At 68.8% G+C, this 15,120-nt stretch carries 17 protein-coding genes; 10 read left to right on the top strand and 7 right to left on the bottom strand.

The genetic code is table 11. The features are described 5' to 3' along the window. Positions 1–39 precede the first annotated feature (39 nt). Both ACTIGJ_RS16955 and ACTIGJ_RS16950 read right to left on the bottom strand, forming a co-directional pair. Positions 40–1,050 (bottom strand): LLM class flavin-dependent oxidoreductase, encoded by a 1,011-nt coding sequence (locus tag ACTIGJ_RS16955; RefSeq protein ID WP_439641505.1) that lies wholly within the window; start codon positions 1,048–1,050, stop codon positions 40–42. A gap of 166 nt (positions 1,051–1,216) precedes the next feature. Further along, positions 1,217–1,756: a hypothetical protein gene (locus tag ACTIGJ_RS16950; RefSeq protein WP_439641504.1), complete on the bottom strand. Its 540-nt coding sequence runs from the start codon at positions 1,754–1,756 to the stop codon at positions 1,217–1,219. A 214-nt stretch (positions 1,757–1,970) separates the two neighbouring features. On the opposite strand from ACTIGJ_RS16950, the gene ACTIGJ_RS16945 reads away from it, so the two are divergent. Further along, positions 1,971–3,746 (top strand): DUF885 domain-containing protein, encoded by a 1,776-nt coding sequence (locus ACTIGJ_RS16945; protein ID WP_439641503.1) that lies wholly within the window; start codon positions 1,971–1,973, stop codon positions 3,744–3,746. On the opposite strand, the gene ACTIGJ_RS16940 is transcribed toward ACTIGJ_RS16945, so the two are convergent. Both ACTIGJ_RS16940 and ACTIGJ_RS16935 read right to left on the bottom strand, forming a co-directional pair. Then, positions 3,715–4,401 carry a hypothetical protein gene (locus ACTIGJ_RS16940; RefSeq protein ID WP_439641502.1) on the bottom strand — a complete coding sequence of 229 codons (687 nt, stop codon included), beginning with the start codon at positions 4,399–4,401 and terminating at the stop codon, positions 3,715–3,717. The genes ACTIGJ_RS16945 and ACTIGJ_RS16940 overlap by 32 nt on opposite strands. A 93-nt stretch (positions 4,402–4,494) precedes the next feature. Next, on the bottom strand, positions 4,495–5,529 hold the full coding sequence (locus tag ACTIGJ_RS16935) for a hypothetical protein (protein WP_439641501.1): 1,035 nt from the start codon (positions 5,527–5,529) through the stop codon (positions 4,495–4,497). 98 nt (positions 5,530–5,627) lie between these two features. On the opposite strand from ACTIGJ_RS16935, the gene ACTIGJ_RS16930 reads away from it, so the two are divergent. Both ACTIGJ_RS16930 and ACTIGJ_RS16925 read left to right on the top strand, forming a co-directional pair. Further along, positions 5,628–5,792, top strand: coding sequence for an oxidoreductase-like domain-containing protein (locus ACTIGJ_RS16930; protein WP_439641500.1), 165 nt, complete (start codon positions 5,628–5,630; stop codon positions 5,790–5,792). Beyond that, on the top strand, positions 5,785–6,624 hold the full coding sequence (locus ACTIGJ_RS16925; RefSeq protein WP_439641499.1) for an NAD-dependent protein deacetylase: 840 nt from the start codon (positions 5,785–5,787) through the stop codon (positions 6,622–6,624). Before ACTIGJ_RS16930 ends, ACTIGJ_RS16925 begins: the two co-directional genes overlap by 8 nt. Positions 6,625–6,640: 16 nt before the next feature. Here the strand turns inward: ACTIGJ_RS16925 and ACTIGJ_RS16920 are convergent, their stop codons facing one another. Further along, positions 6,641–6,880, bottom strand: a complete 240-nt coding sequence (locus tag ACTIGJ_RS16920) for a SlyX family protein (RefSeq protein ID WP_439641498.1) — start codon at positions 6,878–6,880, stop codon at positions 6,641–6,643. 60 nt (positions 6,881–6,940) lie between these two features. Between ACTIGJ_RS16920 and ACTIGJ_RS16915 the strand changes: the two genes are divergently transcribed. The 6 genes from ACTIGJ_RS16915 (at position 6,941) to ACTIGJ_RS16890 (ending at position 11,498) form a co-directional block, all read left to right on the top strand. Beyond that, complete coding sequence (locus ACTIGJ_RS16915; RefSeq protein ID WP_439641497.1) at positions 6,941–7,576, top strand: paraquat-inducible protein A; 636 nt, start codon at positions 6,941–6,943, stop codon at positions 7,574–7,576. Then, positions 7,566–8,222: a paraquat-inducible protein A gene (locus ACTIGJ_RS16910; RefSeq protein ID WP_439641496.1), complete on the top strand. Its 657-nt coding sequence runs from the start codon at positions 7,566–7,568 to the stop codon at positions 8,220–8,222. Before ACTIGJ_RS16915 ends, ACTIGJ_RS16910 begins: the two co-directional genes overlap by 11 nt. Continuing rightward, entirely contained in the window at positions 8,219–9,880 is a 1,662-nt protein-coding gene (locus ACTIGJ_RS16905; RefSeq protein ID WP_439641495.1) for an intermembrane transport protein PqiB, read from the top strand. Before ACTIGJ_RS16910 ends, ACTIGJ_RS16905 begins: the two co-directional genes overlap by 4 nt. A 7-nt stretch (positions 9,881–9,887) precedes the next feature. Then, positions 9,888–10,499, top strand: coding sequence for a PqiC family protein (locus tag ACTIGJ_RS16900; protein WP_439641494.1), 612 nt, complete (start codon positions 9,888–9,890; stop codon positions 10,497–10,499). 11 nt (positions 10,500–10,510) lie between these two features. Continuing rightward, on the top strand, positions 10,511–10,924 hold the full coding sequence (gene arfB / locus ACTIGJ_RS16895; RefSeq protein ID WP_439641493.1) for an alternative ribosome rescue aminoacyl-tRNA hydrolase ArfB: 414 nt from the start codon (positions 10,511–10,513) through the stop codon (positions 10,922–10,924). Positions 10,925–11,030: 106 nt separating this feature from the next. Continuing rightward, a complete protein-coding gene (locus ACTIGJ_RS16890; protein ID WP_439641492.1) occupies positions 11,031–11,498 on the top strand; it encodes an SET domain-containing protein in 468 nt (155 codons plus the stop codon). A gap of 44 nt (positions 11,499–11,542) precedes the next feature. On the opposite strand, the gene ACTIGJ_RS16885 is transcribed toward ACTIGJ_RS16890, so the two are convergent. Continuing rightward, positions 11,543–12,790, bottom strand: coding sequence for a serine hydrolase domain-containing protein (locus ACTIGJ_RS16885; protein WP_439641491.1), 1,248 nt, complete (start codon positions 12,788–12,790; stop codon positions 11,543–11,545). 107 nt (positions 12,791–12,897) lie between these two features. Here ACTIGJ_RS16885 and ACTIGJ_RS16880 point away from each other — a divergent pair, with 107 nt between their 5' ends. Further along, positions 12,898–13,887, top strand: coding sequence for an NAD(P)H-quinone oxidoreductase (locus ACTIGJ_RS16880; RefSeq protein WP_439641490.1), 990 nt, complete (start codon positions 12,898–12,900; stop codon positions 13,885–13,887). An 80-nt stretch (positions 13,888–13,967) separates the two neighbouring features. Here ACTIGJ_RS16880 and ACTIGJ_RS16875 read toward each other — a convergent pair whose 3' ends face one another. Then, on the bottom strand, positions 13,968–15,110 hold the full coding sequence (locus ACTIGJ_RS16875) for a fatty acid desaturase (RefSeq protein ID WP_439641489.1): 1,143 nt from the start codon (positions 15,108–15,110) through the stop codon (positions 13,968–13,970). Between the last annotated feature and the right edge of the window lie 10 nt (positions 15,111–15,120).

The following is a 15,120-nucleotide window of genomic DNA, read 5'->3' as shown; positions in this document are numbered from 1 at the left end:
GAAAGTTCATCGGCGGCGCCATCGCGGCGGCCGCCGGATTCAGGCGGCGCGGCGCTGTTCGGCGAATGCGGCGGTCAGCAGTTCGTACGAGGCCAGCCGTTCGGCGTGGCCGTGGAGGTTGGTGACGATCATCACCTCGTCGGCCCCGGTGTCCTCGACCAGCGCCGCGATCCGCGCCCGCACCGTGGCCGGCGAGCCGACGATGCTCAGGCGGCGCTGCTGGCGTACTTCCTCGCGGTCGATCTCGGTCCAGTCGTAAGCGGCGGCTTCTTCCGGCGACGGGATCGGCAGGTACTGGTTGCGGTTGATGCGCAGCCAGGTCAGGTCCATCGACTGCGCCAGCTCGTCGGCCCGGGCATCGGTTTCCGCGCAGACCACCTGCACGCCCAGGATCGCGTGCGGCTTCGGGAAGTTCGCCGACGGCTTGAACGCCTCGCGGTAGGCGCGAAACGCCGGCGCTGGTGGCTCGGTCGAGAAATGGCTGGCGAAGCTGTAGCCGAAGCCGGCGGCGCCGGCCGCCGCAGCGCTGGCTCCGGAGGAGCCGAGAATCCAGACCGGCGGCAGCGGCACGCCGGTCGGCATCGCGGTGACCTTGGCGTACGGATGGCCGGGGCCGTAGGGCTGGTCGCCGCCGAAGCGGACCAGCTCGTTCATCATCGCCGAGAAGTGTTCGCTGCCTGCTGCTCGCAGCGCCCGGGTAGCGGCGCCATTGGTACCCGGCGCCCGACCGATGCCGAGATCGATGCGGCCGGGATGCAGCGCTTCCAGCGTGCGGAAGATTTCCGCCATCCGGTACGGAATGTGGTTCGGCAGCATCATGCCGCCGGAGCCGACCCGGATCGACGTGGTGGCCGAGGCGATGTGGCCGATCAGGATTTCCGGCGCACTGCTGGCGACACTGGCCAGCGAATGGTGCTCGGCGAACCAGTAGCGGGCGTAGCCGAGGCGTTCGGCGAGCCGCGCCAGATCGACCGTGCGGCGCAGCGCTTCGGCGGGATTCGAGCCGGTGCAGTTCGGCACCAGATCGAGGACGGACAGGGCGACGTTCATCGGCGATCTCCAGGGCGCGGTTCGGCGCGCAGCGGCAATGGGGGATGGCCGGAGAATACCGAAAAGCGCCGCCGCTTCCGCCTCGGGCAGGCCCCTGGCGCACAACGCGGAAGGGCCGCTTGCGCGGCCCTTCCGGTCAGTCCCGGCGAACGCCGGCACGCGGGGCTTAGCTGCCGAAGTTCCAGCGCAGGCCGACCTCGACGCGGTCATCGTCGCCGCCCTGCAGCGCTGCCGTCAGCGCGAACGGCGGCGAGAACGCGTAGACGCCGCCGACCCGGAACGACAGCTGGCCGTCACCAACGGCGTCGTAGTAACGCAGTTCCGGCGTCACTTCGAAGGCCTTCAGCGGGGTCCAGCGCAGACCGCCGCGCAGGCCGAAGCCGAGGTCGTCTTCCGGACCGATATCGACGTATTCGAGGCCACCGCCGGCAAACCAGTCGAGCTCGCTGTTGATCGGCTGGTGGAACAGCGCACCGGCGCTGAACTGGTCGACCCGATCGTTGCTGGTGAATTCGCCATAGGCCGCCAGCGGGCCGGTCAGCGCCACCGAGCCCCCGACGCGGAAGCCGGCATCGTCGTTGCCGTAGTTGTCGCGGAACAGAAAGCCGCCTTCCAGGTAGTTGTAATTGGCCGCCGAAGCGATGCCGGAGGCGCCGGTCAGCGCCAGGGCGAGCGAAGCGATGCGAACGGTCTTTGCAAGTTTCACGGGGGTGACTCTCCTGTCTTTTTCTTGGTTGGCGCGATCCGCCGGATGCAGGCATGCGTCCAGCGGGCCGCGAACTGCGCGTCATTGCCGACCGGGCCGGTGACGGCGCGGGCGGACAATGCAATGGTCCGGCTGAACGGAATCTGAAGACGCGCGACACCGCTGGCCGGACAACTGCGGCATTGTTGACCACGAACCCCGCCCGGAGTGCCCGATGTTCCGTCGTACGGTCAGCGCCCTTGCCCTGTTGTCCCTGAGCGCCTGCGCGCCGGCGCCGCTGCAGGCCCCGCCGGCCGGCAGCGATCTCGCACCGCTGTTCGAGCGCTACTGGCAGGAAACGCTGGCAATGGACCCGCTGCGCGCGACCTATGTCGGCGACCACCGCTACGACGACCAGCTGCCGAACACGCTGTCGGCCGATGCCCGCGCCCGCAGCGCCGCCTTCGATGCGCGCTGGCTGGCCACGGTCCGGTCGATCGACCCGGCCCGCGTGTCGGCGGCCGATGGCCTGAGCCTCGACATCCTGCGCCGGCAGCTGGAGCGTTCGATCGAGGCGGCGCGCTTTCCGGAGCATCTGCTGCCGGTCAATCAGTTCTACAACCTGGCCGCCCAACTGGCGCAGCTCGGCACCGGCACCGGCGCGCAGCCATTCAGGACGGTGGCCGACTACGACCGCTGGGCGCGCCGCGCGGCGCAGATCCCGGCGCTGTTCGACCAGGCGATCGCCAACCTGCGCGACGGCGTCGCCCAGGGCGTCGTGCAGCCGGACGAGCTGATGACCAAGGCACTGTCGCAGCTCGACGCACTGGCCGTGGCGCGGCCGGAGGACAGCCTGTTCTGGAAGCCGGTCGCGAACTTTCCGGACGATTTCAGCGCGGCCGACCGCCAGCGCCTCAGCGCCGACTATCGCCAGCTGATCGCCGCTACCGTGCTGCCGGCCTACGTGCGGCTGCGCGACTACCTTCGTGATGACTACCTGCCGGCCTGCCGGACCAGCGCCGGCCTCGGGGCGCTGCCGGATGGCGCGGCCTGGTATGCGGCCAAGGTGCGGGCGATCACCACCACCGCGCTGACGCCGGCGGAAATCCACGACATCGGCCTGGCCGAGGTGGCGCGCATCCACGGCGAGATCCGCGCGGTGATGCAGCAGGTCGGCTTCCGCGGCGATCTGGCCGCATTCTTCGCCTTCGTGTCCCGCGATCCGCGCTTCACCTACGCCGACGAGGCGGCCGCGCTGAAGGCTTACAACGACCTGTCGGGCGTGATCGACCAGGCGGCGAGCCGGCTGTTCGCCGAGCGCCCGAGGGCCGGTTTCGAGATTCGGCCGGTCGAGGCCTTCCGCGCCCAGAGCGCGGCCGGCGGCAGCTACCAGCGGCCGAGCGAGGACGGCTCGCGGCCCGGCATCTTCTACCTGAACACCTACGATCTGCCGTCGCGCAAGACCTGGGCGGCGGAATCGCTGTTCCTGCACGAGGCGATCCCCGGCCATCATTTCCAGATCGGCATCCAGCAGGAACTTGCGGGCGTGCCGGCGTTCCGCCGCTTCGGCAGCTTTACCGCCTACATCGAAGGTTGGGGCCTATACGCCGAGTCGCTCGGCCGCGAGCTGGGCGTCTACCGAGATCCTTACGCCTGGTTCGGGCGGCTGCAGGCCGAGCTGTTCCGGGCGATCCGGCTGGTGGTCGATACCGGCCTGCATGCCAAGGGCTGGAGCCGCCAGCAGGTCATCGACTACATGCTGGCCAACTCCGCGCAGGGGCTGACGCAGTCGATCTCGGAAACCGAGCGCTACATGGCCATTCCCGGCCAGGCGCTGGCCTACAAGATCGGCGAGCTGAAGATCATCGAACTGCGCCGCCGCGCCGAAGCTGCGCTCGGCAGCCGCTTCGACATCAAGGCCTTCCACACCGAGGTGCTGAAGGACGGCTCGCTGCCGCTCGACGTGCTGGAGCTGAAGATCAGCCGCTGGATCGACGCGCAGCGTCGCTAGGGCCGCCCAGCTCGCTGCCGATCGCCGCCTTCGCCTTCTCCAGCAGCGTGGTCAGCCGCCGCTCGCTGGCCGCCATCTGCTTGAAGCAGTTTTCGGTCAGCCGCAGGTCGCGGCGGCTGTCCTTGTCGTCGGTCTGCAAGGTGGCAGCGGCGAACATGCGCAGGTTTTGCGTGTATTCCTCCTGCTGCGTGTACAGCGCGGAGATCGCCGACAACGTGCGGGATTCGAGGTGCGGCAGGGTCTGGCTGAGCAGTGCGGCGTCATAGGCGGCGCGCTGGAACAGGATCTGGTTGAGGCCATCGAATGCCGCCGGATACTCCCAGGCCTCGCCCTTGTTCAGGGCCTGCCGGGACGCGCGGAAGCCGTCATACATCTTCTCGTGATACGGCAGCGCTTCGACGATCGCCTGCTGGTTCTGCTCGATCTCCAGCTTCAGCTCCAGCAGCACGCGCTGGGCCAGCCGGGTGCGCTCGCGCTCCTCGGTCCAGTCGTTGACGGCCAGCGCCAGCATCGCCGAGGCGATCAGCAGCGCCACCTCGAACACCGCCCGCTGCCAGCCATGCCGTTCGATCAGCCGCGTCCGCGCCACCGACGGGGCGGTGACGGCGGAAGCGGCGGCAGGCGTCGGTTCGGCCGGATCGGGCGCGCTCGACATGGCAGGGCTGGCGGGACGGGAATGGGCGCGATGGTAGCGATGCCGGCACGGCGGCCGCCATCCCGGCTTCGATGCGCGACGCCGGCGCCGGGTTTAGCCGCCGGCCTTGTCGAGCGCCGCCTGCAGTGCCGGCGAGCTGTAGAAGCCGGCCAGGCGACGGCGGACGATCGGCTCGAGCAGCTTTTTCTTCTTCAGCACCTTGATCACGCTGGGCGCGTAGCGGCGCGCCTCGTCGACGATCTGCGGGCGGCCGACGCCGAGGTCATCGAGCAGTGCGGCCAGCGTGGCGTCCTCGTACTTGTCGAAGAAGCCGTCGATGCCGGCGTCGATGATCACCGTGTACCAGTCCTGCTGGCGCAGGTGCCGCCAGGCTTCGAAGCCGGTGACGAACAGTTCCTCGACATGGCGCGCGTCGATGTCCTCGCGCAGCGCGCCGATCGGCTGTTCCTTGATCCGGTCCCAGGTGTCGAGCGCCAGTTCCTTCAGCGCCTCGGCATCGGCGTGGTGGATCAGGAACTCGGCGCTGCGGGCGGTCGAGGCCTGCACGGCCTTGGCGATGTACTTGCGCAGGCCTTCCTCGATCGAGGCTTCCAAGCTGGGCTTGGCGACATTCAGCGCCGCCCGGCCCAGCTTGAGCATCGAACTGGCGCCGGGGATGTTCTTGGTGACGTTGCTCTGCGCCAGATAGCCGGTGATGCCGCTGTACAGCAGATCCGAAGCGAACTCCGCATACAGCGGGCTGGTGACCACGCCGCGGATGATCTTTTCGCGCAGCGTGTCGAGTTCCAGCGCCTGGGTGGTGAAGTCCTCGAAGTGCTGATCGGTCAGCAGGCTGCCGATCTCGGTCTTGTCGTGGATCGCGTGGGCGAACAGCTTGCGGGCGATGTCGCCGACCATTTCCGGCAGGCCCGGTCCGAACTCGATCTTCGCGGCGAAGATCCGTGCGGTGTCCTTGATCTGCTTGCGGGTGACGACCGCGCCCAAGGTCAGCTTGCCGGCCAGTGCCAGCGCGGCGTCGACTTCCTCGTCGATCAGCGCCTGCAGGCCGTTGCCGGTCAGCTCGTCGATCAGGTACTCGACATGGGCGTCGAGCAGCGCTGCCGCCAGACCCGTCTTCTTCTCGGCCATCGTGATTGTCCTTCGTCCGGTTCAGGTAAACACTCGTTCGCAAGCTTGGCACAGGCGATCGCCGATCGGCAGCCGCGAGCCGTTATCCTGCCGCCGCCATGAACCCCGATCCACCGTCCGCCCTGCCACCCAAGCCGCAAGCCCCGGTCGACTACGACTGCTGCGGCGGCGGCTGCGCCGACTGCGAACTGCGCATCTACCTGCGCGAATTGCAGCGCTGGCAGAAGCAGGCGCGGCAGCTGGGCATCCCGATCGATGACTGAGGCAGCCGCAGCGCTCGCCGGCTTCCTGCAGGCAAGCCCGAACCTGCTGGTGCTGACCGGGGCTGGCGTGTCGACCGACAGCGGCATTCCCGACTACCGCGATGCCGACGGCCAGTGGAAGCGGCGGCCGCCGATCACCGGCCAGATCTTTCGCGGCGATCCGCTGCAGCGCGCCCGCTACTGGGCACGCAACCTGATCGGCTGGCCGCATCTGGCAGCGGCCCGGCCGAACGCCGCGCACCGGGCGCTGGCGCGGCTGCAGGACGCCGGCCGAGTTCGCCAGCTGGTGACCCAGAACGTCGACGGCCTGCACCAGGCCGCCGGCAGCCGCGAAGTGGTCGACCTGCACGGCCGGCTCGACCAGCTGGTCTGCCTCGGCTGCGGCGACCGCACCCCGCGCAGCCCGTTCCAGCAGCGCCTGCTCGACGCCAATCCGGACTGGGCGCATCACAGCGCCGCAGCGCTGCCAGACGGCGATGCCGATCTCGACAACCTCGATTTCAGCCGCTTCGTGGTGCCGCCGTGCGCCCGCTGCGGCGGGCTGCTGAAACCGGACGTGGTGTTCTTCGGCGAGAACGTGCCGCGCGAACGGGTCGACGCGACGTTCGCGGCACTGGCCGCGTCGGACGGGCTGCTGGTGGTCGGTTCGTCGCTGATGGTCTATTCCGGCTATCGCTTCGCGCTGGCTGCCCGCGAACGCGGCCTGCCGATCGCAGTGCTGACCCGCGGCCGCAGCCGCGCCGACGACCTGCAGCCCCTGAAGATCGACGCGCCCTGCGCCGAGACGCTGACCGAGGCGCTGCAATCCTTCGACGCGCCGGCCGCCGCCTGAGATCGCGGCCCGCCGCCTACCAGTGCGGCGGGATCTCGTCCCGTGCGGTGCCGCGGAACACCGGTTCGTCGGCACTGGCCAGCCGCTCGTTCAGCGACCTCAGCTTCAGTTCCAGCGCCTCGATGGCCTTCTGCTGGCGGGCCAGCTCGCCGCCCAGGGTCGACAGCGTGTCATCGGCCCAGGCCAGCCGCGCTTCCAGCTCGACCACGCGGGCTTCGAGAACAGCTTGCGGATCGGCGGGAGAGCTGGCGGTCATGGCGGCGGCGGGCAGTGCGGGCGCGGCAGTGTAGCGGCAGGCACAGGCTATGCTTGCCGCATGGACATGAAGGACGGCGCGCCCCCGCCCCTGCGGCTCCGGCCCGAGCTGGCGATCTGCGAACACTGCGACAGCGTGCACCAGCGCGGCCCGCTGGCGCCCGGCGAAGCGGCCGACTGCCGCGTCTGCGGCGCAACGCTGTACCGCCGCTCGCGGCTGGACATCGACGCGATGCTGGCGCTGACGGTGGCGGCGCTGATCGTCTTCGTGCTGGCCAATGCGGCGCCGATCGTCACCATGCAGTCGGCCGGCGTCACCACCCGCGGCTGGCTGATGACGATGGTCGCCAGCGCCTGGTCGCACGGCGTCGGGCCGGTGGCGGCGATCGCCGCTGGCACCGTGTTCCTGTTCCCGCTGGCGCAGCTGGCCCTGTACCTGTTCGTGCTGCACGCGGCACGGCTGCCAGCGCGGCCGAAAGGCTTCGTCGCCGCGATGCACGGCCTGCGCTGGCTGCGGCCGTGGAGCATGGTCGAGGTGTTCCTGATCGGCATCCTGGTGTCGATCATCAAGATGTCGTCGCTGGCGCGGGTCACCGCCGAGGCCGGGCTCTGGGGCTTCGGCGTGCTGACCATCCTGCTGACCGCACTGAGCACCTTCGAGCTGCGCGCGCTGTGGGAGATCCACGATGGCCGATGAGCCGCTGATCCCGCGCGGCGCGGCACTCGGGCTGATCGGCTGCGAAGCCTGCGGGGTGGTCGTCGAACAGCCGCCGGAAGGCGCGCCCTGCCCGCGCTGTGGCCATCCGCTGCACGCCCGCAAGCCGGATTCGCTGACCCGCAGCTGGGCCTTCCTGGTGGCGGCGTTCATCCTGTATCTGCCGGCCAACCTGCTGCCGGTGCTGCGCTCGACCAAGCTGTTCCGCAGCTGGTCGGACACCATCATGTCCGGCGTGGTGGCGCTGTGGAACGACGGCGCCTACGACCTCGCGATCGTCGTCTTCACCGCCTCGGTGGTGGTGCCGCTGCTGAAGATGGGCGCGCTGGCACTGCTGCTGGTGCAGGTGCAGCGCGGTTCCGCACAGCTGCCGCGCGAGCGGGCGCGGCTGTACCGGATTCTCGAATTCATCGGTCACTGGTCGATGCTCGACGTCTTCGCGGTGGCGCTGCTGATCGCGTTGGTACACTTCGGCAGCCTTGCCAATGCCGAGCCCGGTGCCGGCATCGTGGCCTTCGGGGCGGTCGTGGTGCTGACCATGCTGGCCACCATGAGCTTCGATCCCCGCCTGATCTGGGACAGCACCCGGATCCCCGCCCGCCGCGCCACCGACCGTCTCCCGACATGAGCGAAACCTCTCCGATGTCCGCGCTGCCTGCACCGGAGCCGCGCCGTGATGGCCGCAAGCGGCTGTCGCTGATCTGGCTGGTCCCGCTGGTGGCGGCGCTGATCGGGCTGGCGCTGGTGATCCGCACCTGGCTGCAGACCGGGCCGACGATCACCATCCGCTTCGACACTGCCGAAAGCCTGCAGAACGGCACCACCGAAGTCCGCTACAAGGACGTGGTGGTCGGCAAGGTGTCGAGCATCCAGCTGCGCGAGGACGACAGCGGCGTCACCGTCGAAGTGGAGCTGACGCCGGACGCCAAGCGCATCGCCGTCAAGGACAGCCGCTTCTGGGTGGTCCGGCCGCGGATCGGCATCGGCGGCGTGTCCGGCATCAATACGCTGCTGTCCGGCGCCTACATCGGCGTCGACGTCGGCCGCTCGGGCGAGCAGCAGCGCGACTTCGTCGGCCTCGAGAAGCCGCCTGCGGTCACCCACGACCAGAAGGGCAAGCAGTTCACGCTGACCACGCTCGATGCCGGCTCGATCACCATCGGCGCGCCGGTCTACTACCGGCGGGTGGCGGTCGGCCGCGTGGTCGACGCCACGCTCGACGAGGACGGCAAGCGCATCACCGTGCGGGTGTTCATCGACGCGCCATACGACCGCTTCGTGACCGGCGGCGTCCGCTTCTGGAACGCCGGCGGTATCGATCTGGCCGTGTCGTCCGAGGGCCTGCGGCTGAACACCCAGTCGCTGGCCACGGTGGTGGCTGGCGGCATTGCCTTCCAGCCGCTGGACGAGCGCAACCCGGGCGAGCCGGCCCGCGAGGACAGCCGCTTCGAACTCTATGACGGCATCGCCAGCGCGCTCGCCCCGCCGGATGGCCCGTCGGTGCGCGCGCTGCTGGTGCTGCGCCAGTCGACGCGCGGCCTGACCGCCGGCACACCGGTCGACTTCAACGGCCTCGTGATCGGCGCGATCCGCTCGATCGAGCCGCAGTACGACGTGCGCCAGCAGAGCTTCTACTCGAAGGTGATGGTTGAGCTGTACCTGGAGCGGCTGGGCCCGGCCTGGTTGGCGCTGAAAGGCGTGGCGGCGGACAGCGAGCGGCCGGCGCTGGCGGTGCTGAACAAGCTGATCGACCAGGGGCTGACCGCACAGCTGCGCGCCGGCAACCTGCTGACCGGCCAGCAGTACGTGGCCCTGTTCTTCAAGCCGGGCGCCAAGGCCCGGCGGGTGACGGACGGCGACACGATGCCGGAGATCCCGACCGCCGCCGGCAGCCTCGAGGAAATCCAGACGCAGATCGAGAGCATCGTCACCAAGCTCGACAAGATTCCGTTCGCCGAACTGGGCGCCGATCTGCGGACCATGGTCAACAGCGCCAATACGCTGCTGCGTACCTTCGATCAGGACATCGCGCCGCAGGCTCGGCGCACGCTGGACAATGCCGCGACCGCGATCCGTTCGCTGGAACAGAACCTCACCTCGCCGGAAGCCCCGCTGCAGCAGGACACCCGGCGGATGCTGGAACAGCTGAACCGGACCGCTGCCTCGTTCCGGGTGCTTGCCGACTATCTCGAAAAGCATCCGGAGTCGCTGTTGCGTGGCCGGCCGGCGGCAGCCGAGCCGACCGCCGCACCGCCGGAGAAAACCGATGCCCAGACCCATGACTGAAGTCCCGATGCAAAAGCCCCTGACCGTTGTCGCGCTGAGCCTGCTGCTGGCGGCCTGCCAGAGCGCCCCGCCGATCCGCTACTACACGCTGGTGCCGCCGAAGTCCGGCGAGGCCGTGGCTGCCGCCCAGGACCCGGCGTACCGGGTGATCGTCGAAACGGTCAGCATTCCGGCGCAGGTCGACACCCCCTACCTGATCGTGCGCGAAGGGCGCAGCCAGTTGCAGCCAGCCGAGGAGCAGCGCTGGGCGGCACCGCTGGCCGACGAGGTGCGGGCGGCGCTGATCGACGGCCTCGGCGCGACGGCCACCGGCCCGGGCAGCGCCGCCGACAGCACGCTGCCGCTGTACCGGCTGCGCGTGGTGCTGCGGCGCTTCGATTCGGTGCTCGGGCGGCAGGCGCTGGTCGATGCCGGCTGGACGGTCGAAAGCCTGCACGACCCTGCCCGCGCGGCCACCTGCGACAGCCAGGTGGCGGCCAGCATCGCCGACGGCTTCCCGGCGCTGGCCGATGGCCATCAGCGGGCGATGGCCGATCTCGCCCACCGGATCAGCACCGGCCTCGACACACTGCAGGCCGGCAAGACCGCCGACGTCTGCGTCGCCGCCAACAGCGGCTGAGTGTCACGGACGTGCTGGTGATCAATGCGCGCCTCAGCATTCCGCTCGAGGAAATCGAACTGAACGCGATCCGCGCGCAAGGCAACGGCGGCCAGCACGTCAACAAGACCTCGACGGCAATCCACCTGCGCTTCGACATCCGCGCGTCCAGCCTTGCCGAGGACCTGAAGGCGCGCGTGCTGCTGAAGGCCGATCAGCGGATCACCCGCGACGGCGTGGTGGTCATCAAGGCGCAGCAGCACCGGAGCCAGGAAGCCAACCGCGAAGCCGCCCTTGCCCGTCTTGCCGACCTGCTGGCGCGCGCGCTGCACGTGCCGGTGACGCGTCGGGCAACCCGGCCGAGCCGGGCGGCGAAGCAGCGCCGGGTCGACGACAAGACCCGACGCGGCGGCATCAAGGCGCTGCGCCGCTCGCTGGACGACTGAGGCCTTCCCACCGACGCGCGCAGCGCCGACTTCGGCACGGCCCGACATGCGCAGCGCGCCGCTTCTGGCTCACAATGCGGAACGATCCCTTCCCGGTTGTTCCCGCATGTCTGGCTACACCGTCACCCGTCGTTCGGCGATTCACGGCAATGGCGTTTTCGCGGCACAGAAGCTGCCGGCAGGGCTGGAGGTGATGGATTACGCCGGCCGCCTGCGAACCCACGCCTGGATCGACAAGGCCTACGCCAACACCGTCGAATCCGGCCACACCTTCCTGTTCACGCTGAACGATCGCTACGTCATCGACGGCAACTTCGACGCCAATGACGCCCGCTGGATCAATCACAGCTGCGATCCGAACTGCAAGCCGTACGTCATCGAATCGCCGGACCAGGACCCGAAGCGCGACCGCATCATCATCGAGACGATTCGCGAGATCGAGGCCGGCGAGGAACTGACCTTCGACTACGGCATCAAGCTGGAATGCCGCCACACGGCCCGGATGAAGAAGATCTGGGAATGCCGCTGCGGCGCGCCGAACTGCACCGGTACGATGCTGAAGCCGAAGCGCTGACGAACGGCCCGCCGGATCACGGCGGGCACGCCGTCCGGGTGCGATCAGGCGCAGCGCGCGTTGATCGTCGCCAGCAGGCGGCTCAGGGCGATCAGGTGGGTGCCGAGAATGGCCTTGCCGGTGGTCAGCAGCGCCGCCGACAGATGCCGCGAGGGATCGGCCCAGCCCAGGATGTTCATGAAGCCGAGGTGGCCATAGGCCTCCGGCGTGTCCGGTCCGAAGAGGCCTGCGGGACGGGCGCCGAGCATCATGCCCTCGCTGTACTGCAGCGGAATCATCAGCATCCGGTCGAGACCGATGCGGCCGACCGGCTTGCGCAGCCGCGCCACGGTCGCCGGCTTCAGGATCTGCCTGCCGTTGACGCTGCCGCCGTCGAGCAGCATCTGGAAGAAGCGGCTCAGTTCGTCGGCGGTCGCATAGATGTTGCCGGCCGGGATCACCGCCTGCTTGAAGCTGGGCGTGTTGGAGGCGCGCACCACTTCCGGGAACGGCACGAACAGCGCGCGCTCGGCGACCGTGGACAGCGGGAAACGCACCGGCGCGCCAGCCTCGTAGTTCAGTGCCACCTCCGGCCAGTGCTTCTTCGCGATGCCGTAGGTGAAGTGGCGGAACTTCAGCGGCTTGCGGATCTCGGCATCGAGGTAGGCGGTGATCGGCGTGCCGGTGACCCGCTTGATGATCTCGCCGAGGATGAAGCCGCCGGTCATCGCGTGATAGGCCTGCTGGCGGCTGGCAGTCGGCGGCGAGGCGCAGATCAGCTCGATCACCCGGTCCCAGTCCTCCATCAGCTCGACCTTCTTGTCGGCGGCCCGGATCTTCATCATCGGGAAGCCGCCGCGATGGGCGAGCACGTCGCTGATCGTGGTGTCCTGCTTGCCGGCCTGCCCGAACGCCGGCAGGTAGTGGCTGACCCGCTCGTCGAGGCGGATGCCGCCGTCCTCGGCCAGCTTGTGGACCAGCACCGCGGTGACAGCTTTGGAAGCCGAGAACAGGCAGATCGGCGTGACCGGCGTCAGCAGGCGCTTCGGCGTACTCGTGGAATCGGCCGGGCCATTGCCTTCGGCATGACCGAGAGTCCGGTCGAAAACCCGCTGGCCATGCCGGCGCAGGGTAAACGCGATGCCGGGATAGGCGCCGGTCCGGTAGAGGCCCTTCAGCGCCGACCAGATCGCCTTGGTGTCGGCGGCCGACAGGCCGGCGCAGGGCCCGTCGCGCTCGACGTCGTCGGCCACGGTGGTGACGGTGTGGAGGTCGCGCGGCACGCGCACCTTCATCGGCTGGAATACGGGCATGAGGTTCGGGGATCGGGAAGCGGAGGGCACCGGCGTCGCGGTTAGGCCGGCTGTCGCAAAACCTTAACAGAACAGTTGTTCCGTTTTTTCGCCGCTACAGTGGCGTCATGAATACCCTTCACCGCCATGTTCGCATCGACCGCCCAGGCGCGCCGGATGTCCTGCAGCTTGCCGAGGGCCCACGTCCGGAGCCGGGCCCGAATGAAGTGCTGATTGCCGTCGCGGCGGCCGGCGTCAATCGCCCGGACGTGCTGCAGCGGATGGGCGTCTATCCGCCGCCGCCGGGCGCCTCGCCGATTCTCGGGCTTGAGGTTGCCGGCTCGGTGATCGCGATCGGTCGCGACGTCGAGCAGTGGCGGGTCGGCGACGCAGTCTGTGCGCTGACGCCGGGAGGCGGCTACGCCGAATACTGCGTGACGCCGGCCGCCCACTGCCTGCCGGTGCCAGCCGGATATTCGATGATCGAGGCCGCCGCGCTGCCGGAAACCGCGTTCACCGTGTGGGGCAACCTGTTCCGGCGCGGCCGGCTGGCCGCTGGCGAAACGGTGCTGATCCACGGCGGCACCAGCGGCATCGGCAGTACCGCGATCCAGTTCGCGAAAGCCTTTGGCGCGCGGGCTTTGGCGACGGCCCGGGGTGCCGACAAGTGCGCGGCCTGCCTGGCACTCGGCGCCGATGCGGCGATCGACTATGCCCGCCAGGATTTTGTCGACGAGGTGCTGCGATTGACGGCAGGACGCGGCGTCGACGTGGTGCTCGACATCGTCGGCGGCGATTACACCGCCCGCAATCTGGCAGCGCTGGGCGTCGATGGACGCCTGCTGCTGGTCGGCTTCCAGCGTGGCACGACGGCGACCATCGACCTGACGGCGATCATGCGCAAGCGGATCGTCATTACCGGTTCGATGCTGCGGCCGCAGACACATGACGAGAAGGCGGCGCTGGCGCAAGCGCTGCGGGCGCAGGTCTGGCCGCTGATCGAATCCGGCCGGATCCGGCTGCCGATCGCCGCCTGCTTTCCGCTGGCGCAGGCGGCCGATGCCCATCGGCTGATGGAATCCAGCCAGCACATCGGCAAGATCGTGCTGACCGTATAGGCATGCGCGGCCGGTATCGGCCGACCACCCAACAAAAAAGCGCAGCCGGAGCTGCGCTTTTTCGTGCCGCCTGCAGTTGATCAGGCGATCTGCAGGTGCATCGAGCGCATCCGCTCCCGCTGCTCGCGCAGGCGATCCTCGAGCACCAGCAACTGCTGGCGCATGTCGCTGTGCTGCCACTGGTCGGCCAGCTTGTCGCGCGCGGCCTCGATGCGCTGGCTCTGCAACTGGCTCCAGGCATCGACCGTCGCCCGGAAGGTTTCCATCTCGTGCTCGAACTGCTGGCGCAGTGCCGCCAGACGGCCTTCGTGCTTGCAGCGCGTCATGCGCTCGCGCACGGCTTCGAACTGGCGCTGCAGCATCGCGCGCTGGATGCGGAACTCCGGCACGCGGCGCAATTCCCGCGTGATGCCGACCCATGAAAGGCCGGCGATCAGCCACTTCGTCGGGTCGTACTGCCACCAGCGGACACCGTTCCGGTAGTCCCACTGAAACAGGTGGTGATAGTTGTGGTAGCCCTCGCCGTAGGTCAGGAAGGCCAGCAGGTCATTGTCGCGGGCCGTGTTCTCGACCGTGTACGGGCGACGGCCCCAGTAATGCGCCAGCGAATTGATCAGGAAGGTCACGTGATGGTTGACCACCAGCCGCAGCAGGCCGGCGATCATCAGGTAACCCCAGACGTCCCCGGCAGCCAGTCCGATCAGCATCGGCAGGCCGATGTTCATGAACAGCGCCAGAGGCAGGTAGTAGCGGTGCTGCAGCATCACCAGCCGGTCGTCGAGCAGATCGCGGGCATTCGAGAAATCGGTCTTGGCGCTCGGGTAGTCGCGGAGCATCCAGCCGATGTGCGCGTACCAGAGGCCGCGATTGATCGAGTACGGATCGTGGTCGACGTCATCGACGTTGGCGTGGTGGATCCGGTGCGTCGAGGCCCAGATCAGCACCGAATTCTGGAACGCCATCGCACCGAACAGCAGATAGAACAGCTTCAGGCTCCAGTGCGCCTGGTACGCACGGTGCGCCCACAAGCGGTGGTAGCCACCGGTGATCGACAGGCCGCAGGCGTAAAGCAGGACCAGCCCGGCGATCCAGGCGCCAATGCCGATCGAATACGTCATCAGATACCAGGGGAACACGGTCAACAGCAGCCCGGTGCTGACGGTGAACATGATCAGCGCCGGCATGTTGTACGGCGGACGGCTTTGAGACTTTGCAGCGGTCATCTCGGGTCGC

Source organism: Nevskia sp., from assembly GCF_051860985.1.
Lineage (GTDB): Bacteria > Pseudomonadota > Gammaproteobacteria > Nevskiales > Nevskiaceae > Nevskia.
The sequence above is the reverse complement of the archived record's forward strand: the minus strand, read 5'-3'. Positions and strand labels throughout refer to the sequence as shown.